This window comes from Lolliginicoccus suaedae, assembly GCF_008312885.1.
Classification (GTDB): domain Bacteria; phylum Actinomycetota; class Actinomycetes; order Mycobacteriales; family Mycobacteriaceae; genus Lolliginicoccus; species Lolliginicoccus suaedae.
This window is the reverse complement of sequence record NZ_VSSO01000001.1, coordinates 163,418-190,205: the sequence shown is the minus strand read 5'-3', so window position 1 is coordinate 190,205 and position 26,788 is coordinate 163,418. Positions and strand designations below refer to the sequence as shown.

The window sequence follows — 26,788 nt, the reverse complement described above, 5'->3', positions numbered from 1 at the left end:
CTTCTATCGCGTTCGCGGCCAGGAGCGGAGCCAGCGGTCTGGAGCGGCAGCCGCCGCCAGGAGCCAGCGGCCTAGAGCGGCAGCCACCGGCGGCAACCCGCGCGCCCGCCCCTGCTATGTCTCGGCGCCGGCGAACTGGCTCATGTACAGCCGGTGGTAGGCGCCCTGCGCGGCGAGCAGCTGATCGTGCGTGCCCTGCTCGACGATGCGCCCCTGCTCCATGACAAGGATGACGTCAGCGTCCCGGATCGTGGAGAGGCGGTGCGCGATGACGAACGCGGTGCGGTCGGTGCGCAGGCGGCTCATGGCCTGCTGGATGAGCAGCTCGGTGCGGGTATCGACGGAACTGGTCGCCTCGTCGAGGATGAGGATCTGCGGCTTGGCGGCGAAGGCGCGGGCGATGGTGATGAGCTGCTGCTCGCCCACGCTGACCGTGCCGGTGTCCTCGCCGAGGATGGTGTCGTAGCCATCGGGCAGCGTGCGGGCAAACCGATCGACATAGGACTCCTGGGCCGCTTCGAGCACGTCCTCCTCGGTGGCCTGGTCGGAGCCGTAGCGAATGTTCTCGGCGATGCTGCCGCCGAGCAGCCAGGTGTCCTGCAGGACCATGCCGATGCGCGAGCGCAGGGCGTCGCGGGGCATGCGGCGGATGTCCACGCCGTCGATGCGGATCGATCCTCCGGTGACGTCGTAGAACCGCATGATCAGGTTCACGAGCGTCGTCTTGCCAGCCCCGGTGGGGCCGACGATGGCGACCATGTGACCCGGCTCGACGGTCAGCGATAGGTCCTCGATCAGCGGCTGGTCCGGGTGGTAGCGGAAGGAGACATGATCGAACTCGACGCGGCCGCGCTGCCCGTCGCTGGCGAGGCCACCGCTCGCGGGCGCGGATGGCACGTCCGCTGGCTCCTCGTCGGCGTCGAGCAGCTCGAAGACACGCTCGGCGGAGGCAACGCCGGACTGCATCACGTTGAGCATCGAGGCGAGCTGCGAGAGCGGCTGGGTGAACTGGCGCGAGTACTGGATGAAGGCCTGGACCTCGCCAAGGCTCATTGCGCCGGTGGCCACGCGCATCCCGCCGACCACCGCGACGAGGACGTAGTTGATGTTGCCGAGGAACATGATCACCGGCATGATCAGCCCGGACAGGAACTGTGCCTTGAACGCGGATTGCCGCAGCTCGCCGTTGTGGTCGTCGAAGCGGGCCTGCGCGATGTCCTCCTGCCCGTAGGCGAGCAGCAGCTCGTGGCCGGTGTGGGATTCCTCCACGTGCGCGTTGACCGACCCGGTGTGGCGCCACTGCCCCACGAAGTGCGGCTGGGCGCGCCGCATGATCACTGCGGCGACGAGCAGCGAGGCCGGCACGGTGAGCAGCGCGATCCCGGCGAGCAGGGGCGAGATCCACAGCATCATGCCGAGCACCGCGACGACGGTCAGGATCGCGTTGAGCATCTGGCTGACGGTCTGCTGCAGGCTCTGGGAGAGGTTGTCGATGTCGTTGGTGACGCGGCTGAGCGTGTCTCCGCGCTGGTTGCGGTCGAAGTAGGCCAGCGGTACGCGGTGAATCTTGGCCTCGATGCTGGCGCGCAGGCCCCGGATGACGTTCTGCACCACGGTGTTGAGCAGGTAGGCAGCGCCCCAGGCGCACGTCGCGGCGACGAGGTAGACCAGCAGCGCGACGATCATGGTCTGGCCGAGGGCGGTGAAGTCGATGCCCTGCCCGGGGGTGACGGTCATGCCGGAGACCATGTCGGCGAAAGTGTCCTGGCCGGACTGGCGCAGTTGCTCGACCGCTTGGGCCTGGGTCAAGCCGTCGGGCAGTCGCCTGCCGATGATGCCGTTGAAGATGATGTCGGTGCCGTGGCCGAGGATGCGCGGTCCCACCGCGTTCAGCAGGACCGATACGACGATCAGCGCGATGATGACGGTAAGCGCGAGTCGTTGCGGCGCGAGCAGCCCGAGCAGCCGCCGCGTGGAGGGCCCGAAGCTCATGGCCTTGGCGTTCGGGTTGCCGCGGCTGTCCGCGGCGCCACCCATGGGTCCGGGCCGGGTCATGGGGTCCCCTCCGTTGTCATCTGGGACTCAACTGTTTCGCGGTACTCCCCGCAGCTCGCGACCAGTTGCTCGTGCGTTCCCATTCCGACGATGCGCCCCGCGTCGAGCACGATGATCTGGTGCGCGTCGCGAATGGTGGCGATGCGCTGGCCGACGAGCACCACCGCGGCATGGGAGATGCGGCTGGCCAGCGCGGCCCGCAGCCGGGCATCGGTGGCGACGTCGAGGGCGGAGAACGAGTCGTCGAACAGGTAGATGCCGGGCTGGCGGACAAGGGCGCGGGCGATGGCGAGGCGTTGGCGCTGCCCGCCGGAGAAGGTGGTGCCGCCCTGGCTGACGGGGCTGTCGAGCTGCTGGGGCAGGGCTCGGACGAAGTCCTCGGCCTGGGCGATCCGCAGCGCGTCCCACAGCTCGTCGTCGGTGGCGTCGGCACGCCCGTAGCGCAGATTGCTGGAGATGGTGCCGGAGAACAGGAACGCGCGCTGGGGGACGTAGCCGATGCTCGCGCGCAGCGCGGTGGGCTCGAGCTCGCGGGAGTTCGTGCCACCGACCTCGATGACCCCTTCGGTGGCGTCGATCAGGCGCGGGATGAGCTGCAGCACGGTGGTCTTGCCCGATCCGGTGGCGCCGATGATGGCGGTGGTGGTCCCGGGCTCGACGGTGAAGGTGATGTGCTCGAGTACGGGTTGCTCCGCCCCGGGGTGCTGGAAGGCGACGTCGCGGAACTCGATGCGGCCCGGCTGGGGCTGGTCGGTGCGCGGCTCCGGGGCACGGACGATGGTCGACTCGGTGCGCAGGACCTCGCTGATGCGGTCGGCGCTGACGGCGGCGCGGGGCACCTGGGAGGCCATGAAGGTCACCATCATGATCGACATGAGGATGAGGATCAGGTAGCTGAGCATCGCGGTCAGGGAGCCCACTTGCATGCGGCCCTCGTCGATCTCGATGCCACCGAACCAGATCACGGCCACCGAGGTGATGTTCATGATGAGCATGACGATGGGGAACGCGAGGGCCAGGAGCCGCCCGACACCGAGCGCGGTGTTGGTCAGGGCCTCGTTGGCGGTGGCGAAGCGCCGGGACTCCCACGGCTCGCGGACGAAGGCCCGGACCACCCGTACACCGGTGATCTGCTCGCGCAGTACCTGGTTGATCGCGTCGATGCGGGACTGCATCACCCGGAAGCCGGGGATCATGCGGGCGATGATGGTGCCCATGGCGATGGCGAGCGCGGGGACACTGACCGCGATGAGCCAGGACAGGCGCGGTTCCTCGCGCAGCGCCATGATGATGCCACCGACCGCCATGATGGGCGCGATGACGAGCATCGTGAAGCTCATCAGCACGAGCGTCTGCACCTGCAGGACATCATTGGTGTTGCGGGTGATCAGCGAGGGCGCGCCGAAGGTGCCCATCTCGCGGGCGGAGAAGCCGGTGACGCGCCGGAACACGTCGCGGCGCACCTCGGCCCCGAAGGACGTAGCGGTGCGGGCGGCGAGATAGACGGCGCTGATCGTGCAGGTGATCTGCAGGAGCGCCACGGCGAGCATGACGGCGCCGATGCGGATGATGTAGGCGATGTCGCCCTCGGTGACGCCGTTGTCGATGATGTCGGCGTTGAGGCTGGGCAGGAACAGGGCCGCGAGGGCGCCGAGGAACTGCAGGGCGATGATCCCGGTGATCGAGCGCCGGTAGCGGGGCAGGTAGGTCCGCAGCAGGGCGATAAGCATGGCGGCTCCTTCCTGGCGTGTGCCGCACCGGCGATTGTTTCACGGTGTTGACGGCACAGCATGGGTATCGCCGCCGGGGAAGCCAGCGTCACACCGTCCACTATTTGAGAGTTCCACTACTTAACGCTGGGCAAGCACCCGGCAAGCGCTGTCGCGCCACCACGGGAAACCACGCCACCCGTTATCAAAATGTGTTGAAAACGATCCCGAATCGCAGTCGGCGTGTCAGGCTGCTCACTGCCATGAAGAAGATCACAGCAGTCCTCAGCACCACTGTGGCCGCTCTCGCCGCCTCCGCCGCGCTCGCGAGCCCCGCATCCGCCAACGCGCCAGCAAGCTTCGAGCCCTGGCTGCAACGCTCGGCCGCCCAATGCTCCGGCATCAGCGCCAGCGTCCTCGCCGCACAGATCCACGCGGAGAGCGACTTCCGCACCAACGCCGTCAGCCGCTCCGGCGCCATGGGCCCCGCGCAGTTCATGCCGGGAACCTGGGCCATCTGGCGCACCGACGGTGACGGCAACGGCACCACCGACCCCTACAGCATCGCCGATTCGGTCATGGCACAGGGGCGCTTCATGTGTCACCTCTTCGGCCAGACCGCCGCGGGCGTGAGCAACGGCACCATGCGTGGCTACGCCCTCGACCTCGCGCTCGCGGCCTACAACGCCGGGCTCGGTGCCGTCCAGCGCGCCGGTGGAATGCCCTCGGGCGGCGAGTACTCCACCCAGACCCAGCCCTATGTCGCCAAGATCAAGGCGCTCGAGCCGCGCTACCGCTACCTCAACGGTGGCGGCGGCACCAGCCCGCTGCACCAGGCGGGCCTGGACTTCGGCTCGCTCGCTGGGCTCCCCTTCTAGCCCCCACGACGCCCGGTCACCGTGGCTCCCACTTCCCCAGCGCCCAGCCGGCCCCGACCCAGCTGGGCGCTCCTCGTGACGGGCAGGACCACGGCATTTGCCCCATCCCCCTGGAGGAGACAAGCATGGACCAGCAACAGCCTCGCTTCGGATGCTTCCTCGCGCCGAGCGCTAGCGACACCGGTCTCGCGGCGACCGCTCGGCTCGCGGACCAGCTCGGCCTCGACCTGATCGGCATCCAGGATCATCCTTACCAGCGCCGCTTCCATGACACCTGGACGCTGCTGAGCTTCCTGGCCGCGCGCACGGAGCGCATCAGCCTGTTCCCGGATGTGGCGAACCTGCCGCTGCGCCCGCCCGCAATGCTGGCAAAGGCTGCGGCATCACTGGATGTGCTGAGCGGCGGGCGATGCGAGCTCGGCCTGGGCGCGGGCGGCTTCTGGGAGGCCATCGAGGCGTACGGCGGCGAGCGCCGTGCGCCCGCTGATGCGCTGGCCGCGCTGCGGGAGGCGATCGAGGTGATCCGGGCGATGTGGTCCACGGAGGGCTCTGCGCGGTACGCGGGCGAGCACTATCAGTTGGCGGGAGCCAAGCCGGGCCCGGCGCCCGCGCACGCGATGGGGATCTGGCTGGGCGTGCTAGGGCCGCGCGCCCTGCGGCTGGTGGGGACGCACGCGGATGGCTGGGTGGCATCGCTCGGGTTCGCTCCGCCCGAGACGCTCGCGGAACGGCACGCGCGCATCGACGACGCTGCCGCTTCCGTTGGCCGCGATCCCGCGAGCATCCGGAGGATCTACAACGTGTGGGGCGATTTCGAGCTTCAGGAGTATGTGGACCTGCTGTGCGACCTGATCGCTAACCATCGGATGGACACGATCGTGCTGGGCATCGATGGGCCGGATGGGCCCTCGGCGAGGCTTCACTGGCTCGCCGAGGAGGTGATCCCGCGCGTGCGGTCGTCACTCGGGTGAGAGCGTGACGCGATGCTCGCTGAGGATCGATACCCGGTTGAACGCGTTGATCGTGATCAACGTCCAGTTGAGCACGGAGACCTGGGCCTCGGTGAAGTGCTCGGCGGCCGCGGCGAACGCGGCGTCGCGGCGGGAGTCGTCCTGGATGGTGGTGACGGCCTCGGCGAGCGCGAGCGCGGCTCGCTCGCCCGGCGTGAAGACGCCTGCCTCGCGCCACGCGGGCAGGACGGTGATGCGGCGCGGGTCCTCGCCGTTGTCCAGCGCTGCGCGCGCGTGGACATCGAGGCAGTAGGCGCAGCCGTTGATCTGGGAGGCGCGAAGGTTGATCAGCTCGATGAGCTTTCGGTCGAGCCCTGCCTCCTTGGCGGCGGTGCGCACGGCACGGGCCGCGGCCACGTAGGCCTTGAAGATCTCGGGATGCTGCCTGTCGAGCAGTGGTCGGTCCATGCCAGGAACTCCTCCGATTGGTTGACGCTTCAATTTTATTGGTACTAGAATCTGCTCCATCGCCGCATGATGTGACACGCACCACAATCCCGGAGGACCCATGAAGCTCGCTGTCATCTACTACTCCGCCACGGGCCACGGCACCACCATGGCCGGAATCGTCGCCAAGGCCGCCGAGACCGCCGGCGCCGAGGTGCGGGTCCGCCATATCGCCGAGACCGTGGACCCCGCCGCCTTCGCGCAGAACCCCGCCTGGACGGCCAACCACGAGGCCACCAAGGACCTGCCCGCCGCGACCGGGGCCGACATCGAATGGGCCGATGCCGTCATCTTCGGCTCCCCCACCCGCTTCGGCAACGTCTCCGGGCAGTTCCAGTCCTTCATCGACAGCCTCGGCGGGCTCTGGGCCCAGGGCAAGCTCGCCAACAAGGTCTACGCGGGATTCACCTCCAGCCAGACCACCCATGGCGGCCAGGAAGCCACCCTGCTGAGCCTCTACACCACGATCATGCACTTCGGCGGCATCATCGTCGCCCCCGGGTACACCGACCCGCTGAAGTTCGCCGACGGCAACCCCTACGGCGCCAGCCACATCACCGGCCCGAGCAACACCAACGAGCTGAGCAACGAGGTCAGCGCGGCGCTCGAGCACCTCGCGACCCGCGTGGTCGAGATCGGTGGCAAGCTCGCCGGGTAGAACCCGGCCACAGATGTGGATGGCCCGCACCAGTGCTGCTGCGGGCCATCCCTTTGCCATTCGCGGGCACTACTGGTCGTAATCGACCTCGACCTGGTGCGTGGTCGGCCGCGCCTGGCAGGTCAGGATGTAGCCGTCCGCGACCTCCTCGTCGGTCAGCGCGTAGCGGATGTCCATCTCCACATCGCCGCCAAGCAGCTTGGCGCGGCACGTGCCACAGGCCCCGCCCATGCACGCGTAGGGCGCGTCGCCACCGGTCTGCAGCACGGTATCGAGGACGGTCTCCGGGCCCGAGCTCACCCCGTTGTAGAGCTCGCCATCGATCCGCGCGGTCACCGAGGAAACCACGCTGTGCATGGTCGTCGGTGGCGGCGCTGTGGCGAAGAACAGCTCCGAATGAATGGTGGCGGGATCAATGCCCGCAGCCTCGAGCTCCTCGGTCGCACGGTCGATCAGGTCCTGCGGCCCGCACAGGTACCACCCGTTGATCGCGCCGCTCCCCGGCTCGGCGCATTCCATGATCTCGCGCGGCTGCAAGCGGCGCATCCGCACCGTCTCGAGCTCGCCGTCGAGCGCGGGCTCCTTGCCGCTGGTCAGGAAGTGCACGATCCGCAGGCGGCCCTCGAACTTCTCGGCGAGAGTCGTGAGCTCGTCGGCGAACATGGTCTGCGCGCGCGACTTGTTGCTGTAGAGCAGGGTGAACCGGGCATTCTCATCGCGCTCGAGCGTGGTGGTGATCATCGCGAGGATCGGTGTGATCCCGCTGCCCGCCGCGATTGCCACGTAGTGCGTGGTCGTGTCCCCCGGGGCGTGATCGAGCGTGAAGCGCCCGGACGGCGGGAGGACGTCGAGCACGTCGCCGCGGCGGGCGGACGAGACGAGCTGGTGCGATACAGCACCGCCAGGGATGCGCTTGATGGCGATGCGCGCGCGGCCCGAGTCCACGGACGAGCAGATCGAGTAGGTGCGGCGCTGGCGCTTGCCGTCCACGGTCAGCTCGAGGGTGAGGTGCTGGCCGGGAACGAACGCGAACTCCTCCTTGAGCTCCTCGGGGATGGTGAACGTCAGCGATACCGCGTCGTCCGTTAGCGGGAGGACCTCGTCGACGGTGAGCTTGCGGAACTCGGGCCGGGAGGACGAGCCCGCACCGAGGTTGTGGGTGATATGCCGCCACTCCCGGTACTCCTCCGGCGTGAGCTCCTTGCCCCAGGCGCTGGTGATCGCCACGTTCGCATCGAGGTAGCCGTCCTCGTTGCGCTTCCACGCGGTGATGTAGCGGTAGAACGGGATCGCCGGGTGGAGGTGATGGACGAGGTGATAGTTCTGGTAGAGCAGCGTCGGGGTGAGCAGCCATTCCATGCCGACGCGGACGCGGGTGGCACGGTAGCGGTCCTGCTTGTGCGTCGCCTCGAGCCCATGATGGGGCAGCCAGTCGAACCACCAGGCCAGCGCGGTGAGCGCGATCCGCTGCGGGATGATGTACATGACGAGCAGGTACCAGCCGAGCCCCGAGACGATCAGCGCGCCGTAGACCACCGCCGAGAGCGCGAGCAGGAACACCGATTCGATGACCTCGGTGCGCGGGCGGCGGATGATCGGCCGCTCGGACTTGTCGAGGATCCCCTTCCAGTGGAAGGCACGGGGCAGGTAGAACAGGACGTACCAGACGTCGATCGTGGCCCAGCGGAACGGCAGCTGCCACCACGGCCCGTGGCTCGTCCACGCATCAGGGTCCTCGGTCATCGGCTCGTTGGTGTTGCGGTGATGCTCGATGTGGATGTAGCGAATCAGCGGGAACGACGCGTAGCTGGCCACGAACGGCACCGACAGCCTGCCGAACACCTCATTGATCCAGGTGTGGCGGCTCACCGCGTGGTGAGTGGCATCATGGAGCACGGTGAACATGGTGAAGTTGACGACGGCATGGAGCGGAATGGTGATCCATGCGCTCACCCCGGCGCCAAGCAGCAGCCACGCGACGAACGCCCACCAGCCGATCCCCACCGCCCACAGCGCGACCGTGGGCAAGGCGATGACGGGGAGCGGTATGCCGGGGTCCGGCACGCCGCGGCGGGGCGCAAGCGCGTCTGGCTGGGCTGACGGGGCCGACCGAGCGGTTCCGCCGGCTCCGGTGGGTGCCAAGCTACTCATCGTGGCTCCGATCTCGTGGGGCGCGTGGACCATGCCTCGCCGATGATCCGAAACGTACCAAATCCCAGGTTCGGCGCATGGATGGATCGATGCAACCGATACAGGACGGGAACCACGCGACCCGGATGGCCGACAGTCCCGGCGCACCCGGAATAGATTGAATCCTCAACCAGTTGTAGGGTTCGAGAGCCACGAGAGGAGCACCCAATGCCTGCCGTCACCGCCAATCCGCTCACCCTCCCCCGCATCCACGCCGCCACCGCCCCCGAGACCGAGCGCACCGTCACCTCCCTGACCAGCGGCCCGCGCGGCTTCGAGGGCGAGGGCTTCCCCGTCACCCGGGCCTTCGCCGGAGTCCCCGCCGGTGCCCTCGACCCCTTCATCCATATGGACCAGATGGGCGAGGTCGACTACGCGCCGGGCGAGCCGCGCGGCACCGACTGGCACCCCCATCGCGGATTCGAGACCGTCACCTACATGATCGACGGCCGCTTCCAGCACCAGGACTCCCACGGCGGCGGCGGACTGATCGAGAACGGCGCCACGCAGTGGATGACCGCGGGCTCGGGCGTCCTGCACATCGAGACCCCGCCCGCCGAGCTCGTCGACTCCGGCGGCCTGTTCCACGGCATCCAGCTGTGGGTGAACCTGCCCCGCAAGGACAAGTTCCTCGCCCCGAAGTACCAGAACCTCGAGGGCGAGCAGGTGACCCTGCTCGCCTCCGCCGATGGCGGCGCGCTCGTGCGCGTGATCGCCGGCGACCTCGACGGCCATCACGGCCCAGGCGCCACCTACACGCCGATCACCATGGCCCACGCCACCATCCAGCCGGGCGCGCAGCTCTCCACACCGTGGAACCCCGCGTTCAACGCCCTGGTGTACGTGCTGTCGGGCCGCGGCACCGTCGGCGCGGAGGCCCGCCCCATCCGCCAGGGCCAGCTCGCCGTCCTCGGCGCTGGCGACCGCATCACCGTCGCGGCCGCGGAGTCGCAGGACAGCAACCGTCCCGCGCTCGAGGTGCTGCTGCTCGGTGGCCAACCGATCCGCGAGCCCGTCTTCCAGTACGGACCGTTCGTGATGAACACCAAGCAGGAGATCATCGAGGCGCTCGAGGACTTCCAGTCCGGCGCGTTCGGGCACATCCCCGCCGATGGCATCCGTCCCTACCGGGGACGCTGACGAGGGCCCCGCGCCCGGGAGGCAACCGATGGACACCGTGATCAAGCGCGCCGATGAGCGCACCACCATCCGCATGGAGTGGCTCACGAGCAGGCATTCGTTCCCGTTCGCGGGCAACTTCGACCTGCATCGCGGTGGCCACGGCGTGCTGCTCGTCAACAACGACGACATCATGGCCCCCGGTGGCAGCTTCGACCGCCACCAGCACAAGGACATGGAGATCATCACCTGGGTGATGTCGGGCGAGGTCGTGCACGAGGACTCCACCGGCAACACGCTGCGCATCCCCGCCCGGTCCGCCCAGCGCATGACCGCCGGCAGTGGCATCAGCCACGCCGAGCGGAGCCTCTCGCGCGAGGGCGAGGACATCCGCGTCGTGCAGATGTGGGCCGCGCCCGACACCAACGGCCTCGAGCCCAGCTACGAGCAGGCCGACTTCAGCCGCGAGCTCGCATCCGGCGAGCTGTTCGTCGTGGCTTCCGGGCTGCCGAAGCACGTCGGCTCCCCCGGGATCGGCCTGGCCAACAAATACGCTGCCCTCTACGCCGCGCGCCTCCCGGAGGGCCGATCGATCACGGTACCGAGCGCACCGTTCGTGCACGTCTACCTCGCCGAGGGCACCGCGACGCTCGGGGACGAGGTTCTCGCGGCGGGCGATTCCGCTCGCATCACCAGCGGGGGCGGCCAAGCGCTGACAGCGACGAGCGAATCCGAAATACTCATCTGGGAGATGTACGCCCACTTCTGAAAGGAACCCCATGGCCATCGAGGTCAAGCACAACACCGAGCAGACCCGCTTCGAGATCTGGGTCGATGACGAGCTCGCCGGATTCACCGAGTACCGGCCGCGCGGCTCCTACCGCGCCTTCATCCACACCGAGATCGCCGACAAGTTCGGCGGCCAGGGCCTCGCCATGAAGGTCATCCAGGAAGCGCTCGACACCACCCGCGGCGAGGGCCTCGAGATCCTGCCGTACTGCCCGGCCGTGCGGAAGTTCCTCACCAAGCACGTCGACTACGTGGCGTTGGTGCCCGAGGACCGCCGGGCCGAGTTCGACCTGTAGGAGCCCGGCCCTCTAGCATCACAGGCATGGTCTCGGTCACCACGTCGATCATCATCGATCGCCCCCGTGCGGATGTCGCGCGGTTCGCCGCCAACCCCGACAAGGCCACCACCTGGTACGAGAACATCTCGTCGGTCGAGTGGCTGACCTCCCCGCCGCTCGCGGTAGGCACCCAGCTCGCGTTCCACGCCGAGTTCGTCGGCCGCACCCTCGACTACACCTACGAGGTGGTGGAGCACGTGCCCGGCGAGCGGCTCGTGATGCAGGTCCGCGAGGGTCCGTTCCCCATGCGCACCACCTACGCGTGGGCGGACGCGGGCGAGGGTGCCACGCGCATGGAGCTCACCAATGAGGGGGGACCGCCCAGGCTGTCCCGGCTGGCCAGGCCCATGATCTCCGCCGCTATCAAGCGCGCCAGCAGCAAGGACCTGCGCCTGCTCAAGACGATCCTCGAGCAGGGCCAGTCCTAGGGAATGCCCGGCACTCAGGCTCAGTCGGGAAGGCGAACCCCTGCGAGCTGCATGGCCTGCCCGACGATACGGCCAGCGCTGTCCCACACGGTCGTCGTCTCGTCCATCCGGCCACTACTGATCTCCGCCGATGTGGTGTGCACCTGGACGGGGCCGGGCGCGGGGGCGTTCCGGATGAACGCGGTGAACTGGATGGTCGGCGCCCAGCCGGTGACACCGAGCTCCAGGGAAACAGGCGGAGACGCATCCAGGGGGATCAGCAGGCTGAACGGATCCCACGGCGCCCCGTCCGCATGCCTGATCCACGCCCCGACCTGGCCGGAGCCCCGGGGCTTCCCTGCGACGAACCCGAGAACGCCTGGGTCGACCCGGTGCTGCACGACATCCATGATGGGCAGCACGAACGGCCCGTTCGCTGGGATCTGCACGCAACTGTCCTCGTCGGGGATCTGCGGCCGTGCAGCCGAGGAGAAGTACGGGTCCGCGTTCTGCAATGCTCCGAGGGTGATGAGGGCGGCCAGGCAGTCCGTGCCGCCTTGCCGCAGGACCGCATGCACCTGAGTGACCGATTTTCCCTCGCGGAGGACGGTCGTCTCGACGAGAGCCTTCCCGGGCACGGGCGGGCTGATGAATGTCGCGCTGACCGCGCTGAGATCAGGATGGCGGAGGGCCCCATGCGCTGCCGCGCGGGCCGTGGTGGCGAGCAGGTAGCCGCCGTGCAGCTTGTCGCCGACGGCGAAGCGGCCGTCGAGATTCACCTGGTGGACGCCTGGCGAGACTTCTTCCGACCGCGATGCGGAATCGAAGGTGGTCATGGGTTTCTCACTTTCGCTGCCGTGGGCGCACCGTTGCACCCATCGTTAAGTTAACGACGTCAGGTTGACAGTGTCAACCCCGGTGACCGACAATTCCCGCATGCCCGAATCGCGACACCGCACACGAGCTCGCGCCCGCCCCGGAGAGGGCGCGCAGCTCCGCGACGACATTCTCGACGCGGCCGAAGCGATGCTCGTGGAATCGGGCACCGAGAGCGCGTTGACCATGCGCGCGGTGGCCAGCCGCACCGGGGTCACCACTCCGTCGGTCTACTTGCATTTCGAGAACAAGGAGACCCTCGTCGACGCGGTGTGCCTTCGCGTCTGGGATCAACTAGGCATACACGTCCGCGAATCGGCGGCACGCCACCGTGACCCGTTCACCGCGCTCGCCGCGCAGGCACGGGCATTCACGCACTTCGCCCTCGACCACCCCATCCAGTACCGGGTACTGATGATGCGCCAGTCCTCCTCGCCCGGAGTCGCCCTCGCGGCGCGCGAGTGCTACAAGTTCCACCTCGAAACCGTGTCGCAGTGCATCGAGACCGGGATCTTCCAGGGCAGTCCGCAGCGCCTCGCGATCGGACTGTGGTCAGCCTTGCACGGGTACGTTTCCCTGCTGATCAGCCAGCCGGATTTTCCCTGGCCCGTGGACATCGAGGTCATCCTTCTCGACACCATCAGGATGGCGGGATTCGGGACGGCGATCGCTTCTCGCCTGCCGGAGCGCCTGCACCTGTCCGAAGCAGACCTCCCCGACCGGCTCGACCGGGCAGCGGAGGAAATAGTGCGCTAGAGCGCTTCATGGACTCCTGATCGTCGCCGACCGGGCACGGCTAGTAGCGCGCCTGGCCCCCGCGAGCCCTCGCGCGGGACTACCGTGGACACCATGCTCGATGCGGGTGAATACGTCCTCGGCCCGGAGCACCCGGGCCATGAATCCGACCAGCTGGCAGTGCGGACCTCCCGAGCGGGGGTGGGCGCGCGCGTGGGCCACGACCTCGTGATCGGTGCCGCCGAGTGGTCCGCGCGGGTCATCGTGCCCCCAAGCGGACCGGGCGACGCCACGATCGCCGCGACCATCCAGACGGGCTCCCTCGCGATCAGCGCAGCCACTGGCGGCGTGAAGCCCATGTCCGGCTCGGACCGGCGCACCACCGAGAAGAACATGCGCGGCGTGCTCGATCCGAGAGCATTCCCTACCGCCACGTTCGCCTCGACCTCGATCACCATCGACGGCACAACGCTGCGCGTGGACGGCGATCTCGCCCTGCTCGGCGCCGCGAGGCCCGTCACGCTGACCGGCACCATCGATGAATCCGGCCAGGTCGAGGTGACGGCACAGGTCCGCCAGTCCCGCTGGGGCATCACCCCGTTCTCCGCGTTCCTCGGGGCACTGCGGCTCGCCGATGATGTGACCGTGGCCATCCGGGGGACGCTCGAGCTCGACGGGACGCGATAATGGGCACGGAACCGCAACCGGTCCCGCTGCCCGATCCCCCGCGTGAGAGGTGCTGAATGGATGAGCCTGACGCGCTAGCAGTGATGTTCGCCGATGTGAGCGGCAGCACCGAGCTCTACGAATCACTGGGCGACACGACCGCGAGCATGGTGATCGCCGAGGCCGTGGATCGCATGGCGCGCGCAGTCGGCCGCCACGGCGGCATCGTGATCAAGACCATCGGCGACGAGGTGATGGCCCGGTTCAGCACCGTCACCGATGCCGCGCAGGGCGCTATCGCCATCGAGGAAGCGATGCGCGCGCCACTACCGGCGGGGCCCCGGCTGAGCGTGCGGGTGGGCCTGCACTTCGGCCAGGCGATCATCCGCGACGATGGCGATGTCTTCGGCGACGCCGTCAATGTCGCGGCGCGCATGGTCGGGCTGGCTCGCGCGGGCCAGATCGTCATGTCTGGAGCGAGCGTTGCCCTGCTGCCCGGCGGCGGGCCAGTGCGGGTTCGGCTCGTCGATCGCGCCACGGTGAAGGGCAAGAAGGAGCCCCTCGACATCTATCAGGTGCTGTGGGACGACGATACCGATGCAACACGCATCGTCAGCCTCGGGCGCTCCGCCCCGGGCGAGGCCGGCAAGGTGCTGCAACTGCTGTTCCACGGGCATGCCGCGAGCGTGTCCGAGCGCGATACCCCGTTCCTGCTCGGCCGTGGGCCGAATAGCGACCTGGTCGTGGATCTTCCGCTGGTGTCGCGCAAGCATGCACGGATCGAGTACCGGCGAGGCGCATTCGTGCTGGAGGACCAGAGCACCAACGGCACGTACGTGGTGACCCATGAGGGCGCGCGGGTGCATCTGCGACGCGATGAGTGCCCCCTGCTCGGCAGTGGGCAGATCAGCCTGGGCGCGCAGGATGCCCAACATGGAGCTGACTCGATCTCGTACACCGTGCTCGCCGGCTAGTTCGCTGGGCCGCTTGCTGGGCCGCAAACGCGATAGAAGCGACCCGAGAACCGGGCGCATTTCTATCGCGTTTGCCGATCGCAGGTGCGTTTGCCGCCGGGGCAGGGCCGCTGAGCCAGTCGTCGGTCGGTGCCGCGGGCGCCACCATCGACGCCTGCATCTCTAGGTGTGACTTCTGTCACCATCCCTCGACAGATTCCTAGTTGAATGCTTGACTAGTTTTAGTTGCTTAAGCAACTACTTGCATCGATTCCACGCTTTCGAGGAGCCACCATGACCACCGCCGTCACCACCCTGCCCGACCTCACCACCGGCACCTGGACCATCGACCCCGTCCACTCCACCGTGTCCTTCAGCGTCCGCCACCTCATGGTCAGCAAGGTCCGCGGCGAGTTCACCGAGTTCTCCGGCCAGCTCGAGGTCGCCGAGGACGGCACCCCGTCCGTCACCGCGCACATCGCTGTCGCCTCCGTCACCACCAAGAACAAGCAGCGCGACGAGCACCTCGCCACCGCCGACTTCTTCGACTCCGCGAACAACCCCACCGCCACCTTCGCCTCCACCGGGCTCCGCGCCGACGGCGACGACCTCTACCTCGACGGCAACTTCACGCTGCGCGGCGTGACCAAGCCCGTCAGCCTCGCGCTCGAGTTCAACGGTGTCAGCCCCGGCATGGGCCAGGGCGAGGTCGCCGGCTTCGAGGCCAGCACCACCATCAACCGCAAGGACTTCGGCCTCAGCTTCGACGCACCGCTCGAGAACGGCGGCGCCGTGGTGGGCGACAAGGTCACCATCACCCTCGACATCGAGGCCGTCAAGCAGTAGCACACCTTCCGCTGCCACCCCTGGTCCCGCGTGCCACCACCCCGGCGCGCGGGACCAGTGCATTCCGCTAGGCGAGAGGCCCGGCAGGCACCGTCACAAGGCAGGCACGGTCACGCGATGGCCGTTGCCAGCACGTCGCGCTCGAGCCGCTGGTAGCTCGATTCCATGCCATCGGTCATGCCGGTACCGAGGACCATGTCGCGCAGTTCGACGCTCGGATACGTGATGACCAGCGTCATCAGCGTGCCCCCCTCCACTGCCGCGAGGGTCATCTCGTTGACCGTGCCGTCCCCGGGCATTCCGATCATCCGCTCGGTGGTCACCATGCGGTGCGGCGGAGCCGACTCGAGCAGCTCGCCCTCGAACCCGAACCTGTTCTCGTCGTTCCCGGCCTCTTCCCATTCGTACCGGTAGCTCTCGCCGACAACCTCCGCGACCTCGCACACCGGCATCGTCCAGCCATCGGGGCCGAGCATCCACTGCCGCAGGAGGCTCACGTCGATGTGCGCGCGCCACACTTCCTCGATCGGGCCACGGATGACCCTGCTGATGCGCACCTTCGTGTCACTGAGGATCGCGGTGCTGGTCGCTCGGCCAGCGGCGAAGGAAGAAAGATCATCGAGGATCGCGTCGATCTGGCCCATCGCCTCCCTCATGCCTTCGTCCATGCCCATCTCCAGGAGCTTCTCGAGCTCATCGAGCGAGTCGAACTGGCTCACAGTGGTGACCCGGGATCCCGCGTCGGTGCCTTCGAAGGTGAATCGCATCCGCACGGTGGGCAGGTCACTGTTGGGACTGCCGTCCGCGTGGGCGAACCGGTCGCGCACGTCGAACGAGTGCCGGGGCTGCACGGATTCCCATTCCCACAAACCGTGGTAGGTCTCCCCGTCGGGCCCGGTCATCGAGTACACCGATCGGCCACCGGGCGCGGCATCGTGACGGGTGAACTGCGCGGGGTAGGCCGGTGGCCCCCAGAATCGCTCGATCTGCCGCGGGTCGGTATAGGCGTCCCACAGGCGCTCCAGCGGAGCCGCGAAGTCGGCGACAACGGTCATCGTGAGGGCTTCTGGGTCGCGGGTTACAGATGTGACGGGCATGGCTTTGCCTCTCGGTTCGGGTTGATCAATCGGTGTCGTCGGCGAGGAGCGCGTCGAGTCGCGCGATGCGGCCCCGCCAGATCTGTTCGTAGCGGCCGAGCAGCACCTGTGCCCGCCGGATTGCCTCGGGGTTGCCGCGGACTTGCCGCTCACGGCCCTTCGGATGCTTGGTCACCAGCCCAGCTCCTTCGAGGACGGCGACGTGCTTCTGCACAGCGGCGAACGACATGTCGTAGTCCGCTGCGAGTTCCGAGACTGTCGCCTCTCGGGCGAGAGTCCGGCGCAGGATGTCGCGGCGCGTCGCATCGGCGAGGGCCCGGAAGATCCGGTCGACCTCGTCATCGGTGAGCTCAGCGGCACCCGCGCCCGTATGTACAACCATATGGTTGTATATTACTCCGTTCCCGGGATTTGGCAAGACCCCGAGAATCACAAGGTGACGGTGCGCAGGACAAATGCGTTGCTGCGTGCATGCAGGAACATCTCCGGTGGCGGCGGCCGGAAACCGCGCACCCCACCGGCATCGACCCGGGAATAGTCGAACGCCTGCAGGGTGAGCTCACCGGGCTCGGCCACGATGGTGATCTCTAGCCCTTCCGCGGGCGGCGCGTGGAAAACGAACCCTGCCGTCGGCACCGGCAACACCTCGCGCCCATCGACGGTGAGCGAGCGGATCGTGTCAGCCGATTCGTAGAAGACACCCACGGCACCCGCCCCGCGCTCCGAGCCCAGCCGCAGATCGAGTGTCCGTTCATTGCCTTGTACATCATCCGCGATGACGTCGAGCTCTGGCTGCGGCAGGTCGCTCGGCTCAGCAGGACCAGTGTGCAGCGGAACCTCGGAGAGATGCGTGAACGGGGCAACCAGCTCGCGCTTGGTGTCCACATAGTCCGCGCTCCACCGGTTCGGCGGTATCGACGACATCCACATCGCCTCCCCGGAGCTGACGTCCATCGCGTAGGTCAGGCTGACTGGTTCCGGCGTCTCCGGACTGAACGTATCGACAGCGAGTCCGCACCCGGCGAGCCCCACGACCCCCGCGAGCGCGGTCACCGGGATCAGGACTCCGCGCCGCCGCGGCCACACTGCCTCGAGGAGCGGCGCGAGAAGCACGGCCAGCAGCACGACCGGCCCCACGATGAGCAACGCCGCCTGGCTCATCCCGATCTGCAGGCTCGGCCAGAGCGCCACGCTGAGGAAGAACGCAGCCGGCAACAGCCCCGCCGTCGTCGCCAGCACCCTCCACGCCCCGGGAACGACCCGGGAGACCAGCGCGCCCGCCACGGCACCGAGGGCAGGCAACGTCACGAAGTGTCCCGCCACAGGCACAGCGAAACTGAGAACCGCCCCGGCTATCGTCACCACGCCGAGGCCGCCGTAGGCCAACGCGGTAGCCCCCATTCGTCGACCCAGGTGATACCAGCCCGTCAGGGCCGCCAGCGCGCCAGCAATGACGGCGCCGTAGTAGAACCATGGCCGGTAGGCGTCCGTGAGTGCCGCGTAGCCCGGACGAACCTGGTTCACTGCCCACCACATCACGAGCACGACCCCCGCACCGGCAACGATCGCGGCGAAAGTCGACAACCCTCCGAGCACCACCCGACGCAGGGGCACGGCCCGGCGCGACGAGAACAGCAGCGCCCCCAATCCGGCGAGCGAGACAAGGGCGAGGACCGTCGCCAGCCACGTCGGATACGTGATGAGCGCCCCGCCGGGGACGCTGAAGTACACGAGATCCTCGCGGGGCTCGCTGGCCCGGAGGTCCGCGCCGCCGAGCACGCGGGCCATGGCGAGGGTGTTGTCACCAAACTGCTGGACGGTCGAGGGGTCGACGTGAGCCGGTGTGTCGACGACGTTGTGGTAGTACGCACCCCCGCCGATATAGGCCAAGTCCAGAATGGTGAACCCGGCGACGTCGAGAGCGGAGAAATCCGTGTCGTTGGGCAGCGCGGCCGCGAACGCCGACGTCGCGGAATCCGCGATGAGGTGCGGGGCCGCCCCGGCGACGTCCCGGATGAGCGTGTCGTTCGGGCTCGTTGTCCGGAACAGCAACACCGGCCCGCGCGCCCCTCGGGCCTCATGGTTGATGACCACGCGGGGCGGATCATCGTCGGAGAAGCCGCGAGCATACGCTTCCGCGCCGATCAGCCCTAGCTCTTCTGCGTCGGTGATCAGCACCACGAGATCATTGCGCAGCGGAGCGTCCCCAGCGACGAGCGCCCTGACAGTCTCGAGGACCACCGCCACCCCGGCCCCATCGTCATTGGCTCCTGGGCCGGAAGCCACCGAGTCGTAGTGAGCAGCAAGGTACACCGACCCTGTGGGATCGGTGCCGGGCAGCCGGGCGACGATGTTCTGCGCACGCGCGAGGTCGACCAGGTCCGGATCGTCAAGATGCTCGGGGGTGCGGCCTACCGCCTCCTCGACGCTCGCCAACAAACCCATGCCTTCGAGCTCGCCGACAATGTAGTCGCGGACCCGCGCATGCTCGGCCGTTCCTGCAGGATGCGGCGCCTGGGCAACCTTCCCCACCACTTCGAGGGCACGCCCCGCGCTGAACTGCCCGCTCTCCGCGTCCGCGGGCAGCGGATCGGGCATCCGCAGCATGGCTGCGGAGAACATCGCGACGAGCAGCAGAATAACTAGCCCCAGCAAGCCCGCGCGGCGAGAGAATCCCATCGCAACGCCCCTGTCGATTCTGGATCTGGCTGGAAACCCATCCAATGCGAACAGTAGGCCACCGGCAAGCTCGAGGGGTGCTGAACACTGAAGACGCTGATACCTGCGGTTTCGTGGGACAAGGCGTCCCGGCGTGTGCTCTGGCACACCGGCCCGGTAGCGGCATAGTCTCGGTGGACAGGCCTATCAACGCATCGATCCGAGACCAAGGCAGGTACCGTGCCCTCCCCCGATCTTCTGCTGGACCCGCACAGCTACGACCCCGCGCACTTCGACACCGAGACCCGCGAGCTGCTCGCCGCGACGATCGACTGGTTCGAGTCCCGCGGCCTGGGCAAGCTCACCGAGGACTATCACGATCATGTCTTCTACCAGCAGTTTCTTGACTTCGTCGCGGAGAAGCAGCTCTTCGCGAAGTTCCTCACTCCAGAGGGCCAGGAGGGTGCCGCGCCCGGAGCCCGCTGGGACACCGCCCGCGTCGCCGCGCTCTCGGAGATCCTTGGGTTCTACGGACTGAACTACTGGTACCCGTGGCAGGTCACCGCGCTCGGTCTCGGCCCGGTCTGGCAGAGCAACAACGCTTCGGCCCGCCAGATCACCGCCGAATCCCTCGCCAGCGGCGAGGTCGCGGCGTTCGGCCTGTCCGACAAGGACCACGGCGCTGACGTCTACTCCACGGACATGCGGCTCACCGCCACCGAGGACGGCTATCGCGCCAACGGCGGCAAGTACTACATCGGCAACGGCAACTGCGCCCGCACCGTGTCGGTGTTCGGCCGGATCGACCAGGCCGACGGCGGGCACGAGTACGTCTTCTTCCGCGCCGATTCCAGCCATCCGGCGTTCGAGCTGATCAAGAACATCGTGCCCTCGCAGATGTATGTGGCCGCGTTCCAGCTCAACGACTACCCCGTGCGGGAGGAGGACATCCTCCACCGTGGCGACGACGCCTTCTCCGCCGCGATGAACACCGTCAACGTCGGCAAGTTCAATCTGTGCTTCGGTGGCGTCGGCATGGCTACCCATGCTCTCTACGAGGCCATCACCCACGCGTCCAACCGCGTCCTCTACGGCGCCGCAGTGACCACCATGCCGCATGTGCGTGCCGCGTTCATCGAGGCATACGCCCGCCTGATCGGTGGCCGCCTGTTCTCGGACCGGGCGATCGACTACTTCCGCGAGGCCAGCGCCGATGACCGCCGCTACCTGCTCTACAACGCCGTCACCAAGATGAAGGTGACCACGGAGTCGGAGAAGGTCATCGGCCTGCTCGGGGACATCGTGGCGGCGAAGAGCTTCGAGAAGGACAACTACATCACCATCGCCGCCAACGACGTGCGCGGCCTGCCCAAGCTCGAGGGCACCGTCGCGGTGAACCTCGCGCTGATCAACAAGTTCATGGCGGCGTACCTCTTCCAGCCCGCCGAGCTGCCCGAGGTGCCCACGCGCCGCGACGCCGCCAACGACGGCTTCCTGTTCAACCAGGGCCCCGCCCGGGGTTTGTCGAAGGTGCGGTTCCATGACTGGAACAGCGAGTTCGAGGCCGCTTCGCGCATCCCGAACGTGGCGGTGTTCCGCGAGCAGATCACCGAGTTCCTCGCGCTGCTCACCGAGGCCACCCCCTCGGCCGAGCAGATCAAGGACATGAACTTCATGCTCGAGGTCGGCCAGTTGTTCACCCAGATCGTCTACGGCCACCTCATCCTCGAGCAGGCCCGCATCGTTGGCATCGATGATGCACTGATCGATCAGATCTTCACCACGATCGTCCGGGACTTCTCCAGCTACGCGGTGGCCCTGTACTCCAAGCCGCTCGCCACCGACGAGCAGCAGAAGCGCATGATCGCTGCGATCCGTCGTCCCGCGGACAGCGACGACAGCTCCACCTGGGACGCCGTTTCCAGCCTGTCGGGCCGGTACACGATGAACCCGTAGCTACACGATCCACCGCGGGAACGTTGGAGCGGGAGGGAAGCCGCAAGGCATCCCTCCCGCTCCTGCTTGTTCTAGGCCCGAACTGCGACCCCCGCCATCCACGCGCCGGACTCCTTACCGAAAACCCCCGTTTACCAGCAATTAAACGGGTTTCGGAAAGGCGACGAACCGGCCAAGGAAGCGTCTCCATCGCCCCGGTAATGCCACCAATGCACCTGCTGCTCAATACAAATAGGGGCAGCGCGCCACTCCCCCAGTCCGGCGCGCGCCCTACGAACCAAGGATGCATCATGCTCGAGCAGATCCTCACCGCACTGATCGGTGATTCCGGCTACTACGCGGACCTCGGCGACTTCCTCGCCGGGCTCGGAGACTTCAACGCAGGCCAGGCCGAGCTCCTCGGCGTGCTCCAGGGCACCCAGGAGATCGGCCAGGAATGGGACGCCGAGGCCGGCGAGTGGGTCAACACCGAGCAGGCCTTCTTCCAGCCGGTCTTCCCCTGGAACCCTGCTGACCGCCCCTGAGACCAATCCGAGAACAGTGGCCCCGTGGATGATCCACGGGGCCACTGGCCTTCTCTGGCCCGGATCAGCGCTGCTTGGGCTCCATCAGCGGCGCGCCGATGACACCCATGGTCTGGGAGGCTCCACCAAGCACCCAGCCTCCATCGGCGGGCAGCACGACGCCCGTCACGTAGTCAGCGAGCGGGGAGGCGAGGAAGCGGCACACATTGGCGACATCGCGCGGGGTTCCATAGCGGCGCAGCGGGACGCTGCTGGTGACAAGCTCGCGGGCCTCATCGGTCGGCGCGAGGCGGGACATGCCCTCGGTGCCGTCGATGGGCCCCGGGATGACCGCGTTGACCCGCACGCCCGACGGTCCCCATTCGAGCGCGAGGGTGCGGGTGAGCATGTCCACCCCGGCCTTGGCCGCGCACACGTGCGCCTGGGTGATGGTGGGCAGCTCCGACTGCGGCGCCGAGATGTTGATGACGCACGCGCCCGGCCGACGCAGGAACTGGAAGCCCGCGCGCAGCACGTTGAACGTGCCGAGCAGATCGATGTCGACCACGGACTTGAACGCGTTGGCCGACATGTTCAGCGCGGAGACGGGAAAGTTCCCGGCGGCCCCCGAGATGAGCACGTCGATGGGGCCGAGCGCGTCGGCGGCGGTCGCGAGGGCCTCCTCGGTGGCGGCGTAGTCACGCACATCGGCGGCCGCCCCGAACGCGGCCACCCCGAACTCCTTCAGGTCCGCGACGGTGGAGTCGACCTTGTCCTGGGAGCGGCTCTGCACCGCGACGTTCGCCCCGGCCCGGGCGAAGTCCTCGGCGATGCCAAGATTGATGCCGCTGGTTCCCCCGGCCACGAAGACGACCTTGCCGCGGAGGTCGAGGGTCTCGATGAATTCACTGCTCATGGGTTTCCTTGGGGTCGCAGGAACGATGGACGCTGGTGGTGGTTCAGGGCGCGAACCGGGGCGCGCGCTTGGTGAGGAACGCCGCGACGCCCTCGCGCCCGTCCGCGCTCCCAGCCGTGCGGGCGATCGCTGCTGCCTCGGCATCGAGGTGCTCGTCGAGGACGCTGGCGGGGCCCGAGCGCAGCAGCCGCAGGATCTCGGTGGTGGCGGTGCGCGAGGCGCCCGCGAGCTTGTCGGCAAGGGCTCGCGCGTGCGGCACGACGTCCTCGTCGGTGCCGGTCACATCGCCGAGCAGCCCGAGCCGCTGCGCCTCGCCGCTATCGAGGAGCTGGTTGCCGAGGATGATGCGCGCGGCCTGGCGCTGCCCCACGATGCGGGGCAGGGTCCAGCTCAGCCCGCCGTCGGTGGAGAATCCGATCGTCGGATAGGCCGGGAGGAACCGGGTGCCGGGACCGCCCACCGCGAGGGTTGCGGCGCAGGCGATGCTCATCCCTCCCCCGGCGGCGAATCCGCGTACTGCTGCGATGGAGGGCGCATCGATGGCGCGCAATGCCGAGATGAAGCGGTGGAAGGGCGCAGCGATCTCCGCGAGATAGGCGCCGGGATCCTCCGCTGCGGCAAAGGCCTTCACGTCGCCGCCGTTGCAGAATCCCATCCCGTCGGGGCCTTGCAGCAGCACGGCGCGAATGCTGCCGTCCTCGCGCAGAACGGTCGCGGCGTGGTCGAGGCCCGGGATGTCCAGGCTGCAACCACGGTCCGGGTCCGACACGATGACCGTGGCAATGCCACCTTCGACGGTGATGCTCACCCTGTTGCCTCCTTGCTCGTTCCGCGTGGTGATCCTACGGGCTGCGTGTGGCGCGCGGGGCTGCTACCGGAGCCCGAGGGTGCTGAGCAGCTCGCGCGCGGCATCCCGGCCTGCCCGGTTGGCACCGATAGTGCTCGCGGACGGACCGTAGCCCACCAGGTGCACCCGTGGTTGCTCGGCAACCTGGGTCGCTGCGCGGCCTGTCATGACGATGCCACCACCGTGCCCGCGCAGCGCCAGCGGGGCGAGATGATCGAGCGAGGAGCGGAACCCGGTGCACCAGAACAGGATCTCCGCGTGCTGGTAGTCGCCATCGGCCCAGCGCACGCCCTCCGGCTCGATGCGCGCGAACATCGGTCGCCGCACCAGGACGCCCCGCTCGCGCGCCGCCCGGACCGTCGGCGTCACGGGCAGGCCGGTCACCGAGACGACCGAGCCGGGCGGCAGCCCGTGGCGCACCCGGTCCTCGACGAGAGCCACCGCGCGACGCCCCTCGCCCGCGTCGAACGGTCCCTCGCGGAACCGGGGCTCGCTGCGCGTCACCCAGGTGGTGGAGGTGATGCGGGAGACCTCGTCGAGCAGCTGGATCGCGGAGATGCCTCCGCCGACCACCACGGTGTGCTTGCCGCGAAACTCGTCGGCGGTGGTGTAGTCACGGGTGTGGAGCTGCCTGCCCCGGAAGGTATCCGCGCCGGGATAGAACGGGATGAATGGCTTCTCCCAGGTGCCGGTGGCGTTGATGAGGCCGCGTGCCCGCCAGGTTCCCGCGCTGCTCTCCACCTGGAAACGATCATCCTCGTGCGGGCCGCACACCACCCGCACTGCCACCGGTCGGCGCACGTCCAGGCCAAACTTGTCCTCGTAGGCGGCGTAGTAGCGGGGAACCGCCTCGGCGGCGGTGACCTCGCCGCGCGTGGTGTCCACGACATCGGCGAACGGCAGGCCTGGCAGGTCGCTCACTCCGTTGACCGTGGCGAGGGTGAGCGAGGGCCAGCGGTGCTGCCACGCCCCGCCTGGTTGGTGGGCCGAGTCGAGGACGACGAAGTCCTCGCCGGGCCGCAGGCCGAACCGGGCCAGGAAGTGGGCGGCGGACAAGCCTGCCTGCCCGGCACCGATGACGACCACCTCGACGTTGCTGACCTCCGCCATGATCGCCAGCGTATCGGTGCGGCTAGTAGCCCGTGGCACTCCCGATGATGCTGAGGCCCATCAGGAGTACGAAGATGACCGTGAGCGCGGCTCCGATGGCGATGCCAGCGATAGCGAGGCCGTCGCCGTTCTCGCCGGTCTGCTGGATCTGCTTGCGCGCCATCACGCCGAGGATGATGCCGATGAACCCGAAGAACCCGCAGCACAGCAGCGAGGCGATCGAGACGATGAGCGACGCGATCGCGAGGCCGTTGGTGCGCTGCACCATGCCATAGGGCGGGCCGGGAACCCCATAGGGCGAGCCTGGATAGCCGCCCGGGCCGGGTGGCGGGGGGTAGTAGCCCCCGGGTGGCGGATCCGATGCTGGATAGCCCTGCTCCGGTGGCGGGCTGTAGGGATCGTGCCCTTGGCCGGTGCCTCCGTGCGGGCCCTGGGGCGCACCGCCGAGCGGCGGATAGGTGTACCCGCCACCCCACTGGTCGCCGGTCGCTCCCGGTCCACCCGCTCCAGGGTAGGGCGGTGGCCAGCTCGCGCCATCGCCCGGGCGGTCGTCGTCGTGGGGATCCTGCGGTGTGGTCACCACCCGAATGTAGACGATCCCGAGCCCCTTCCACGCTCCGCAGCGACGATCGGCACGGTCTGGTAGAACGGCTGGGTACCTACTCAGGTACGTGTGCGAACGAGCGGGGATGATCGGATGAGGTCTGTGTCACGGCGAATGATCAGCGCGATCGCGTCCTGCGGTGTCCTCGCGGGCATGGCGGTGGCGTGCGGCAGCAACGAGGAGGAGGCACCCGTGGCGGGTCTCGAGGGGCGCGAGTTCATCTCCAGCTCGGTGACGGGCACACCGATTCCTGGTGGCGGTCCGCTGCGGGTCGAGTTCGGCGATGACGGCACGCTCAACGCCACCGCGGGCTGCAACACCGCGTTCGGGGGCGTGGATCTCTCGGATGGCCGGGTGCGGACCGAGCAGCTCGCGATGACACTGATCGGTTGCTCCGAGGAGACCGCGGGCGCCGACGAATGGCTCAATGGCTTGCTGGCGGAGGAACCCGCGTGGGAGCTCGACGGGGAGGAATTGGTGCTGCGCACCGAGGACACCACCGTGACGCTGGTGGACCGCGAGGTCGCTGAGCCCGACCAGGCGCTCGTGGGAACCACCTGGGAACTGCGGTCCCTGATCTCCGAGGACGCGGTGGCTTCTGGTCCCTCCATCACCGATGCTGGCGCGACGCTGCGCATCGACGAGGAAGGACGCGTGAGCGGCTCGGCCGGGTGCAACAACATCATGGGGTCAGCACGGGTGGATGGCGCGACGGTGGAGTTCAGCCCCCTGGCCACGACGCGGATGAGCTGCTCCGACGAGAAGAACGAGGTGGAGCGCGCGGTGCTCGCCGTGCTGTCGGAGGGAACGGTGCAGGTGACCATCGAGGCGGACCGGCTGACGGTGATGGGCGAGTCCGGGAATGGCCTCGAGTACGTCGCGCAGTCGTAGCGCGGCGGTTTTCGAGCAGCCGTAGCCTTGCGCCTATCGAGCGGCCCCAGCCCTGTTCGGCCCTAGCCCTGTGCGCATGACGGATGCTGGCCCCCGCTGAGGCGGGGGCCAGCATCATGTCCAGGGATTCAGCTCGAAGGTGTCACAGTCCGCCGAGGAGAAGGTGGAGAAGATCGCCGACGATGGTGACGAGACCAGCAACAAGACCCATGATGGTGTCCTTTCGTTTGGTTTTCGTGAGGCATCCCCGGAGGGACAGGGATAAAGCTATTCGCACACTGTTGCCAACGATGTTCACTAGCGTTGCCGGTAGGTGACAGATTGGCCGCCTCCTTCCCGCACCCGCAAGATCGCTGTCACACGACCCGGGCGATTCGTCGAGAATGCCCGGCTCCGTGCCCCTTTCGCCCGATGCATGTGAATGCGATGCAACATGCTGCGGCGCTGGGTTGCTAGTCGTCCTGGCCCTCGGGCCAGCTTGCCGACTGCCGGTGCGCGACCTGGTCAGCCTCATGGATCGGGTCCGCGGG

The 26,788-nt window shown here is 68.1% G+C and carries 27 protein-coding genes; 15 read left to right on the top strand and 12 right to left on the bottom strand.

Features of this window, described 5'->3' with window-relative positions; translation table 11 throughout:
- Positions 1-114 precede the first annotated feature (114 nt).
- Together FXO18_RS00850 and FXO18_RS00845 are read right to left on the bottom strand one after the other, a co-directional pair.
- A complete protein-coding gene (locus tag FXO18_RS00850) occupies positions 115-2,055 on the bottom strand; it encodes an ABC transporter ATP-binding protein (protein ID WP_149359185.1) in 1,941 nt (646 codons plus the stop codon).
- Positions 2,052-3,785, bottom strand: coding sequence for an ABC transporter ATP-binding protein (locus tag FXO18_RS00845; RefSeq protein WP_149359184.1), 1,734 nt, complete (start codon positions 3,783-3,785; stop codon positions 2,052-2,054). Before FXO18_RS00845 ends, FXO18_RS00850 begins: the two co-directional genes overlap by 4 nt.
- A 242-nt stretch (positions 3,786-4,027) precedes the next feature.
- Between FXO18_RS00845 and FXO18_RS00840 the strand changes: the two genes are divergently transcribed.
- On the top strand, positions 4,028-4,642 hold the full coding sequence (locus FXO18_RS00840) for a lytic transglycosylase domain-containing protein (RefSeq protein ID WP_149359183.1): 615 nt from the start codon (positions 4,028-4,030) through the stop codon (positions 4,640-4,642).
- Between the two features lie 125 nt (positions 4,643-4,767).
- Positions 4,768-5,613 (top strand): LLM class flavin-dependent oxidoreductase, encoded by an 846-nt coding sequence (locus FXO18_RS00835; RefSeq protein WP_149359182.1) that lies wholly within the window; start codon positions 4,768-4,770, stop codon positions 5,611-5,613.
- Here the strand turns inward: FXO18_RS00835 and FXO18_RS00830 are convergent.
- A complete protein-coding gene (locus FXO18_RS00830; RefSeq protein WP_149359181.1) occupies positions 5,602-6,060 on the bottom strand; it encodes a carboxymuconolactone decarboxylase family protein in 459 nt (152 codons plus the stop codon). The two genes, FXO18_RS00835 and FXO18_RS00830, sit on opposite strands and share 12 nt — an antisense overlap.
- A 100-nt stretch (positions 6,061-6,160) precedes the next feature.
- On the opposite strand from FXO18_RS00830, the gene wrbA reads away from it, so the two are divergent.
- Complete coding sequence (wrbA, locus tag FXO18_RS00825; RefSeq protein WP_149359180.1) at positions 6,161-6,757, top strand: NAD(P)H:quinone oxidoreductase; 597 nt, start codon at positions 6,161-6,163, stop codon at positions 6,755-6,757.
- Positions 6,758-6,826: 69 nt separating this feature from the next.
- On the opposite strand, the gene FXO18_RS00820 is transcribed toward wrbA, so the two are convergent.
- Entirely contained in the window at positions 6,827-8,899 is a 2,073-nt protein-coding gene (locus tag FXO18_RS00820) for a fatty acid desaturase (protein ID WP_235900366.1), read from the bottom strand.
- A 216-nt stretch (positions 8,900-9,115) separates the two neighbouring features.
- Between FXO18_RS00820 and FXO18_RS00815 the strand changes: the two genes are divergently transcribed.
- The 4 genes from FXO18_RS00815 to FXO18_RS00800 are packed head-to-tail and all read left to right on the top strand — an operon-like array spanning position 9,116 to position 11,621.
- Positions 9,116-10,087, top strand: a complete 972-nt coding sequence (locus FXO18_RS00815; RefSeq protein ID WP_149359178.1) for a pirin family protein — start codon at positions 9,116-9,118, stop codon at positions 10,085-10,087.
- Positions 10,088-10,115: 28 nt separating this feature from the next.
- Positions 10,116-10,835 (top strand): pirin family protein, encoded by a 720-nt coding sequence (locus FXO18_RS00810; protein ID WP_149359177.1) that lies wholly within the window; start codon positions 10,116-10,118, stop codon positions 10,833-10,835.
- 10 nt (positions 10,836-10,845) lie between these two features.
- Complete coding sequence (locus FXO18_RS00805; RefSeq protein WP_149359176.1) at positions 10,846-11,151, top strand: GNAT family N-acetyltransferase; 306 nt, start codon at positions 10,846-10,848, stop codon at positions 11,149-11,151.
- Positions 11,152-11,177: 26 nt separating this feature from the next.
- Positions 11,178-11,621: an SRPBCC family protein gene (locus FXO18_RS00800; RefSeq protein ID WP_149359175.1), complete on the top strand. Its 444-nt coding sequence runs from the start codon at positions 11,178-11,180 to the stop codon at positions 11,619-11,621.
- A 20-nt stretch (positions 11,622-11,641) separates the two neighbouring features.
- On the opposite strand, the gene FXO18_RS00795 is transcribed toward FXO18_RS00800, so the two are convergent.
- On the bottom strand, positions 11,642-12,436 hold the full coding sequence (locus FXO18_RS00795; protein ID WP_149359174.1) for a thioesterase family protein: 795 nt from the start codon (positions 12,434-12,436) through the stop codon (positions 11,642-11,644).
- Between the two features lie 100 nt (positions 12,437-12,536).
- Here FXO18_RS00795 and FXO18_RS00790 point away from each other — a divergent pair, with 100 nt between their 5' ends.
- The 4 genes from FXO18_RS00790 to FXO18_RS00775 all read left to right on the top strand — a co-directional run bounded on the left by FXO18_RS00790 (position 12,537) and on the right by FXO18_RS00775 (position 15,676).
- The gene (locus FXO18_RS00790; protein ID WP_149359173.1) at positions 12,537-13,232 is read left to right on the top strand and encodes a TetR/AcrR family transcriptional regulator; all 696 of its coding nucleotides are present in this window, start codon (positions 12,537-12,539) and stop codon (positions 13,230-13,232) included.
- 93 nt (positions 13,233-13,325) lie between these two features.
- On the top strand, positions 13,326-13,898 hold the full coding sequence (locus tag FXO18_RS00785) for a YceI family protein (protein WP_149359172.1): 573 nt from the start codon (positions 13,326-13,328) through the stop codon (positions 13,896-13,898).
- Positions 13,899-13,954: 56 nt separating this feature from the next.
- On the top strand, positions 13,955-14,851 hold the full coding sequence (locus FXO18_RS00780) for an adenylate/guanylate cyclase domain-containing protein (protein WP_149359171.1): 897 nt from the start codon (positions 13,955-13,957) through the stop codon (positions 14,849-14,851).
- 273 nt (positions 14,852-15,124) lie between these two features.
- Complete coding sequence (locus tag FXO18_RS00775) at positions 15,125-15,676, top strand: YceI family protein (RefSeq protein ID WP_149359170.1); 552 nt, start codon at positions 15,125-15,127, stop codon at positions 15,674-15,676.
- Positions 15,677-15,786: 110 nt separating this feature from the next.
- Here the strand turns inward: FXO18_RS00775 and FXO18_RS00770 are convergent, their stop codons facing one another.
- The 3 genes from FXO18_RS00770 to FXO18_RS00760 are packed head-to-tail and all read right to left on the bottom strand — an operon-like array spanning position 15,787 to position 19,452.
- Complete coding sequence (locus FXO18_RS00770) at positions 15,787-16,773, bottom strand: SRPBCC family protein (RefSeq protein WP_149359169.1); 987 nt, start codon at positions 16,771-16,773, stop codon at positions 15,787-15,789.
- Positions 16,774-16,798: 25 nt separating this feature from the next.
- Complete coding sequence (locus FXO18_RS00765) at positions 16,799-17,155, bottom strand: ArsR/SmtB family transcription factor (protein ID WP_149359168.1); 357 nt, start codon at positions 17,153-17,155, stop codon at positions 16,799-16,801.
- Between the two features lie 47 nt (positions 17,156-17,202).
- Positions 17,203-19,452 carry a M20/M25/M40 family metallo-hydrolase gene (locus tag FXO18_RS00760; protein WP_149359167.1) on the bottom strand — a complete coding sequence of 750 codons (2,250 nt, stop codon included), beginning with the start codon at positions 19,450-19,452 and terminating at the stop codon, positions 17,203-17,205.
- 219 nt (positions 19,453-19,671) lie between these two features.
- On the opposite strand from FXO18_RS00760, the gene FXO18_RS00755 reads away from it, so the two are divergent.
- Both FXO18_RS00755 and FXO18_RS00750 read left to right on the top strand, forming a co-directional pair.
- Positions 19,672-21,387, top strand: a complete 1,716-nt coding sequence (locus FXO18_RS00755; protein WP_149359166.1) for an acyl-CoA dehydrogenase family protein — start codon at positions 19,672-19,674, stop codon at positions 21,385-21,387.
- A 290-nt stretch (positions 21,388-21,677) separates the two neighbouring features.
- Entirely contained in the window at positions 21,678-21,911 is a 234-nt protein-coding gene (locus tag FXO18_RS00750; protein ID WP_149359165.1) for a hypothetical protein, read from the top strand.
- Positions 21,912-21,975: 64 nt separating this feature from the next.
- Here FXO18_RS00750 and FXO18_RS00745 read toward each other — a convergent pair whose 3' ends face one another.
- The 4 genes from FXO18_RS00745 to FXO18_RS16015 all read right to left on the bottom strand — a co-directional run bounded on the left by FXO18_RS00745 (position 21,976) and on the right by FXO18_RS16015 (position 25,343).
- On the bottom strand, positions 21,976-22,806 hold the full coding sequence (locus FXO18_RS00745; protein ID WP_149359164.1) for an SDR family oxidoreductase: 831 nt from the start codon (positions 22,804-22,806) through the stop codon (positions 21,976-21,978).
- Positions 22,807-22,849: 43 nt separating this feature from the next.
- Entirely contained in the window at positions 22,850-23,614 is a 765-nt protein-coding gene (locus FXO18_RS00740; RefSeq protein ID WP_187774116.1) for an enoyl-CoA hydratase/isomerase family protein, read from the bottom strand.
- Between the two features lie 63 nt (positions 23,615-23,677).
- Entirely contained in the window at positions 23,678-24,763 is a 1,086-nt protein-coding gene (locus tag FXO18_RS00735) for an NAD(P)-binding domain-containing protein (RefSeq protein WP_149359162.1), read from the bottom strand.
- A gap of 22 nt (positions 24,764-24,785) precedes the next feature.
- Positions 24,786-25,343: a DUF4190 domain-containing protein gene (locus tag FXO18_RS16015; protein WP_235900365.1), complete on the bottom strand. Its 558-nt coding sequence runs from the start codon at positions 25,341-25,343 to the stop codon at positions 24,786-24,788.
- 117 nt (positions 25,344-25,460) lie between these two features.
- Here FXO18_RS16015 and FXO18_RS00725 point away from each other — a divergent pair, with 117 nt between their 5' ends.
- Both FXO18_RS00725 and FXO18_RS16130 read left to right on the top strand, forming a co-directional pair.
- Complete coding sequence (locus FXO18_RS00725) at positions 25,461-26,258, top strand: META domain-containing protein (RefSeq protein ID WP_235900364.1); 798 nt, start codon at positions 25,461-25,463, stop codon at positions 26,256-26,258.
- 139 nt (positions 26,259-26,397) lie between these two features.
- The gene (locus FXO18_RS16130; protein ID WP_268884905.1) at positions 26,398-26,523 is read left to right on the top strand and encodes a hypothetical protein; all 126 of its coding nucleotides are present in this window, start codon (positions 26,398-26,400) and stop codon (positions 26,521-26,523) included.
- Positions 26,524-26,788: the final 265 nt, after the last annotated feature.

Coding starts and splice junctions, on each gene's coding strand:
- wrbA (WP_149359180.1), top strand. CDS start 6,161: ATGAAGCTCGCTGTCATCTACTACTCCGCCACGGGCCACGGCACCACC.
- FXO18_RS00770 (WP_149359169.1), bottom strand. CDS start 16,773: ATGCCCGTCACATCTGTAACCCGCGACCCAGAAGCCCTCACGATGACC.
- FXO18_RS00850 (WP_149359185.1), bottom strand. CDS start 2,055: ATGACCCGGCCCGGACCCATGGGTGGCGCCGCGGACAGCCGCGGCAAC.
- FXO18_RS00780 (WP_149359171.1), top strand. CDS start 13,955: ATGGATGAGCCTGACGCGCTAGCAGTGATGTTCGCCGATGTGAGCGGC.
- FXO18_RS00840 (WP_149359183.1), top strand. CDS start 4,028: ATGAAGAAGATCACAGCAGTCCTCAGCACCACTGTGGCCGCTCTCGCC.
- FXO18_RS00745 (WP_149359164.1), bottom strand. CDS start 22,806: ATGAGCAGTGAATTCATCGAGACCCTCGACCTCCGCGGCAAGGTCGTC.
- FXO18_RS00790 (WP_149359173.1), top strand. CDS start 12,537: ATGCCCGAATCGCGACACCGCACACGAGCTCGCGCCCGCCCCGGAGAG.
- FXO18_RS00835 (WP_149359182.1), top strand. CDS start 4,768: ATGGACCAGCAACAGCCTCGCTTCGGATGCTTCCTCGCGCCGAGCGCT.
- FXO18_RS00735 (WP_149359162.1), bottom strand. CDS start 24,763: ATGGCGGAGGTCAGCAACGTCGAGGTGGTCGTCATCGGTGCCGGGCAG.
- FXO18_RS00815 (WP_149359178.1), top strand. CDS start 9,116: ATGCCTGCCGTCACCGCCAATCCGCTCACCCTCCCCCGCATCCACGCC.
- FXO18_RS00775 (WP_149359170.1), top strand. CDS start 15,125: ATGACCACCGCCGTCACCACCCTGCCCGACCTCACCACCGGCACCTGG.
- FXO18_RS00795 (WP_149359174.1), bottom strand. CDS start 12,436: ATGACCACCTTCGATTCCGCATCGCGGTCGGAAGAAGTCTCGCCAGGC.
- FXO18_RS00805 (WP_149359176.1), top strand. CDS start 10,846: ATGGCCATCGAGGTCAAGCACAACACCGAGCAGACCCGCTTCGAGATC.
- FXO18_RS00765 (WP_149359168.1), bottom strand. CDS start 17,155: ATGGTTGTACATACGGGCGCGGGTGCCGCTGAGCTCACCGATGACGAG.
- FXO18_RS00800 (WP_149359175.1), top strand. CDS start 11,178: ATGGTCTCGGTCACCACGTCGATCATCATCGATCGCCCCCGTGCGGAT.
- FXO18_RS00830 (WP_149359181.1), bottom strand. CDS start 6,060: ATGGACCGACCACTGCTCGACAGGCAGCATCCCGAGATCTTCAAGGCC.
- FXO18_RS00750 (WP_149359165.1), top strand. CDS start 21,678: ATGCTCGAGCAGATCCTCACCGCACTGATCGGTGATTCCGGCTACTAC.
- FXO18_RS00810 (WP_149359177.1), top strand. CDS start 10,116: ATGGACACCGTGATCAAGCGCGCCGATGAGCGCACCACCATCCGCATG.
- FXO18_RS00785 (WP_149359172.1), top strand. CDS start 13,326: ATGCTCGATGCGGGTGAATACGTCCTCGGCCCGGAGCACCCGGGCCAT.
- FXO18_RS00760 (WP_149359167.1), bottom strand. CDS start 19,452: ATGGGATTCTCTCGCCGCGCGGGCTTGCTGGGGCTAGTTATTCTGCTG.
- FXO18_RS00845 (WP_149359184.1), bottom strand. CDS start 3,785: ATGCTTATCGCCCTGCTGCGGACCTACCTGCCCCGCTACCGGCGCTCG.
- FXO18_RS00725 (WP_235900364.1), top strand. CDS start 25,461: ATGAGGTCTGTGTCACGGCGAATGATCAGCGCGATCGCGTCCTGCGGT.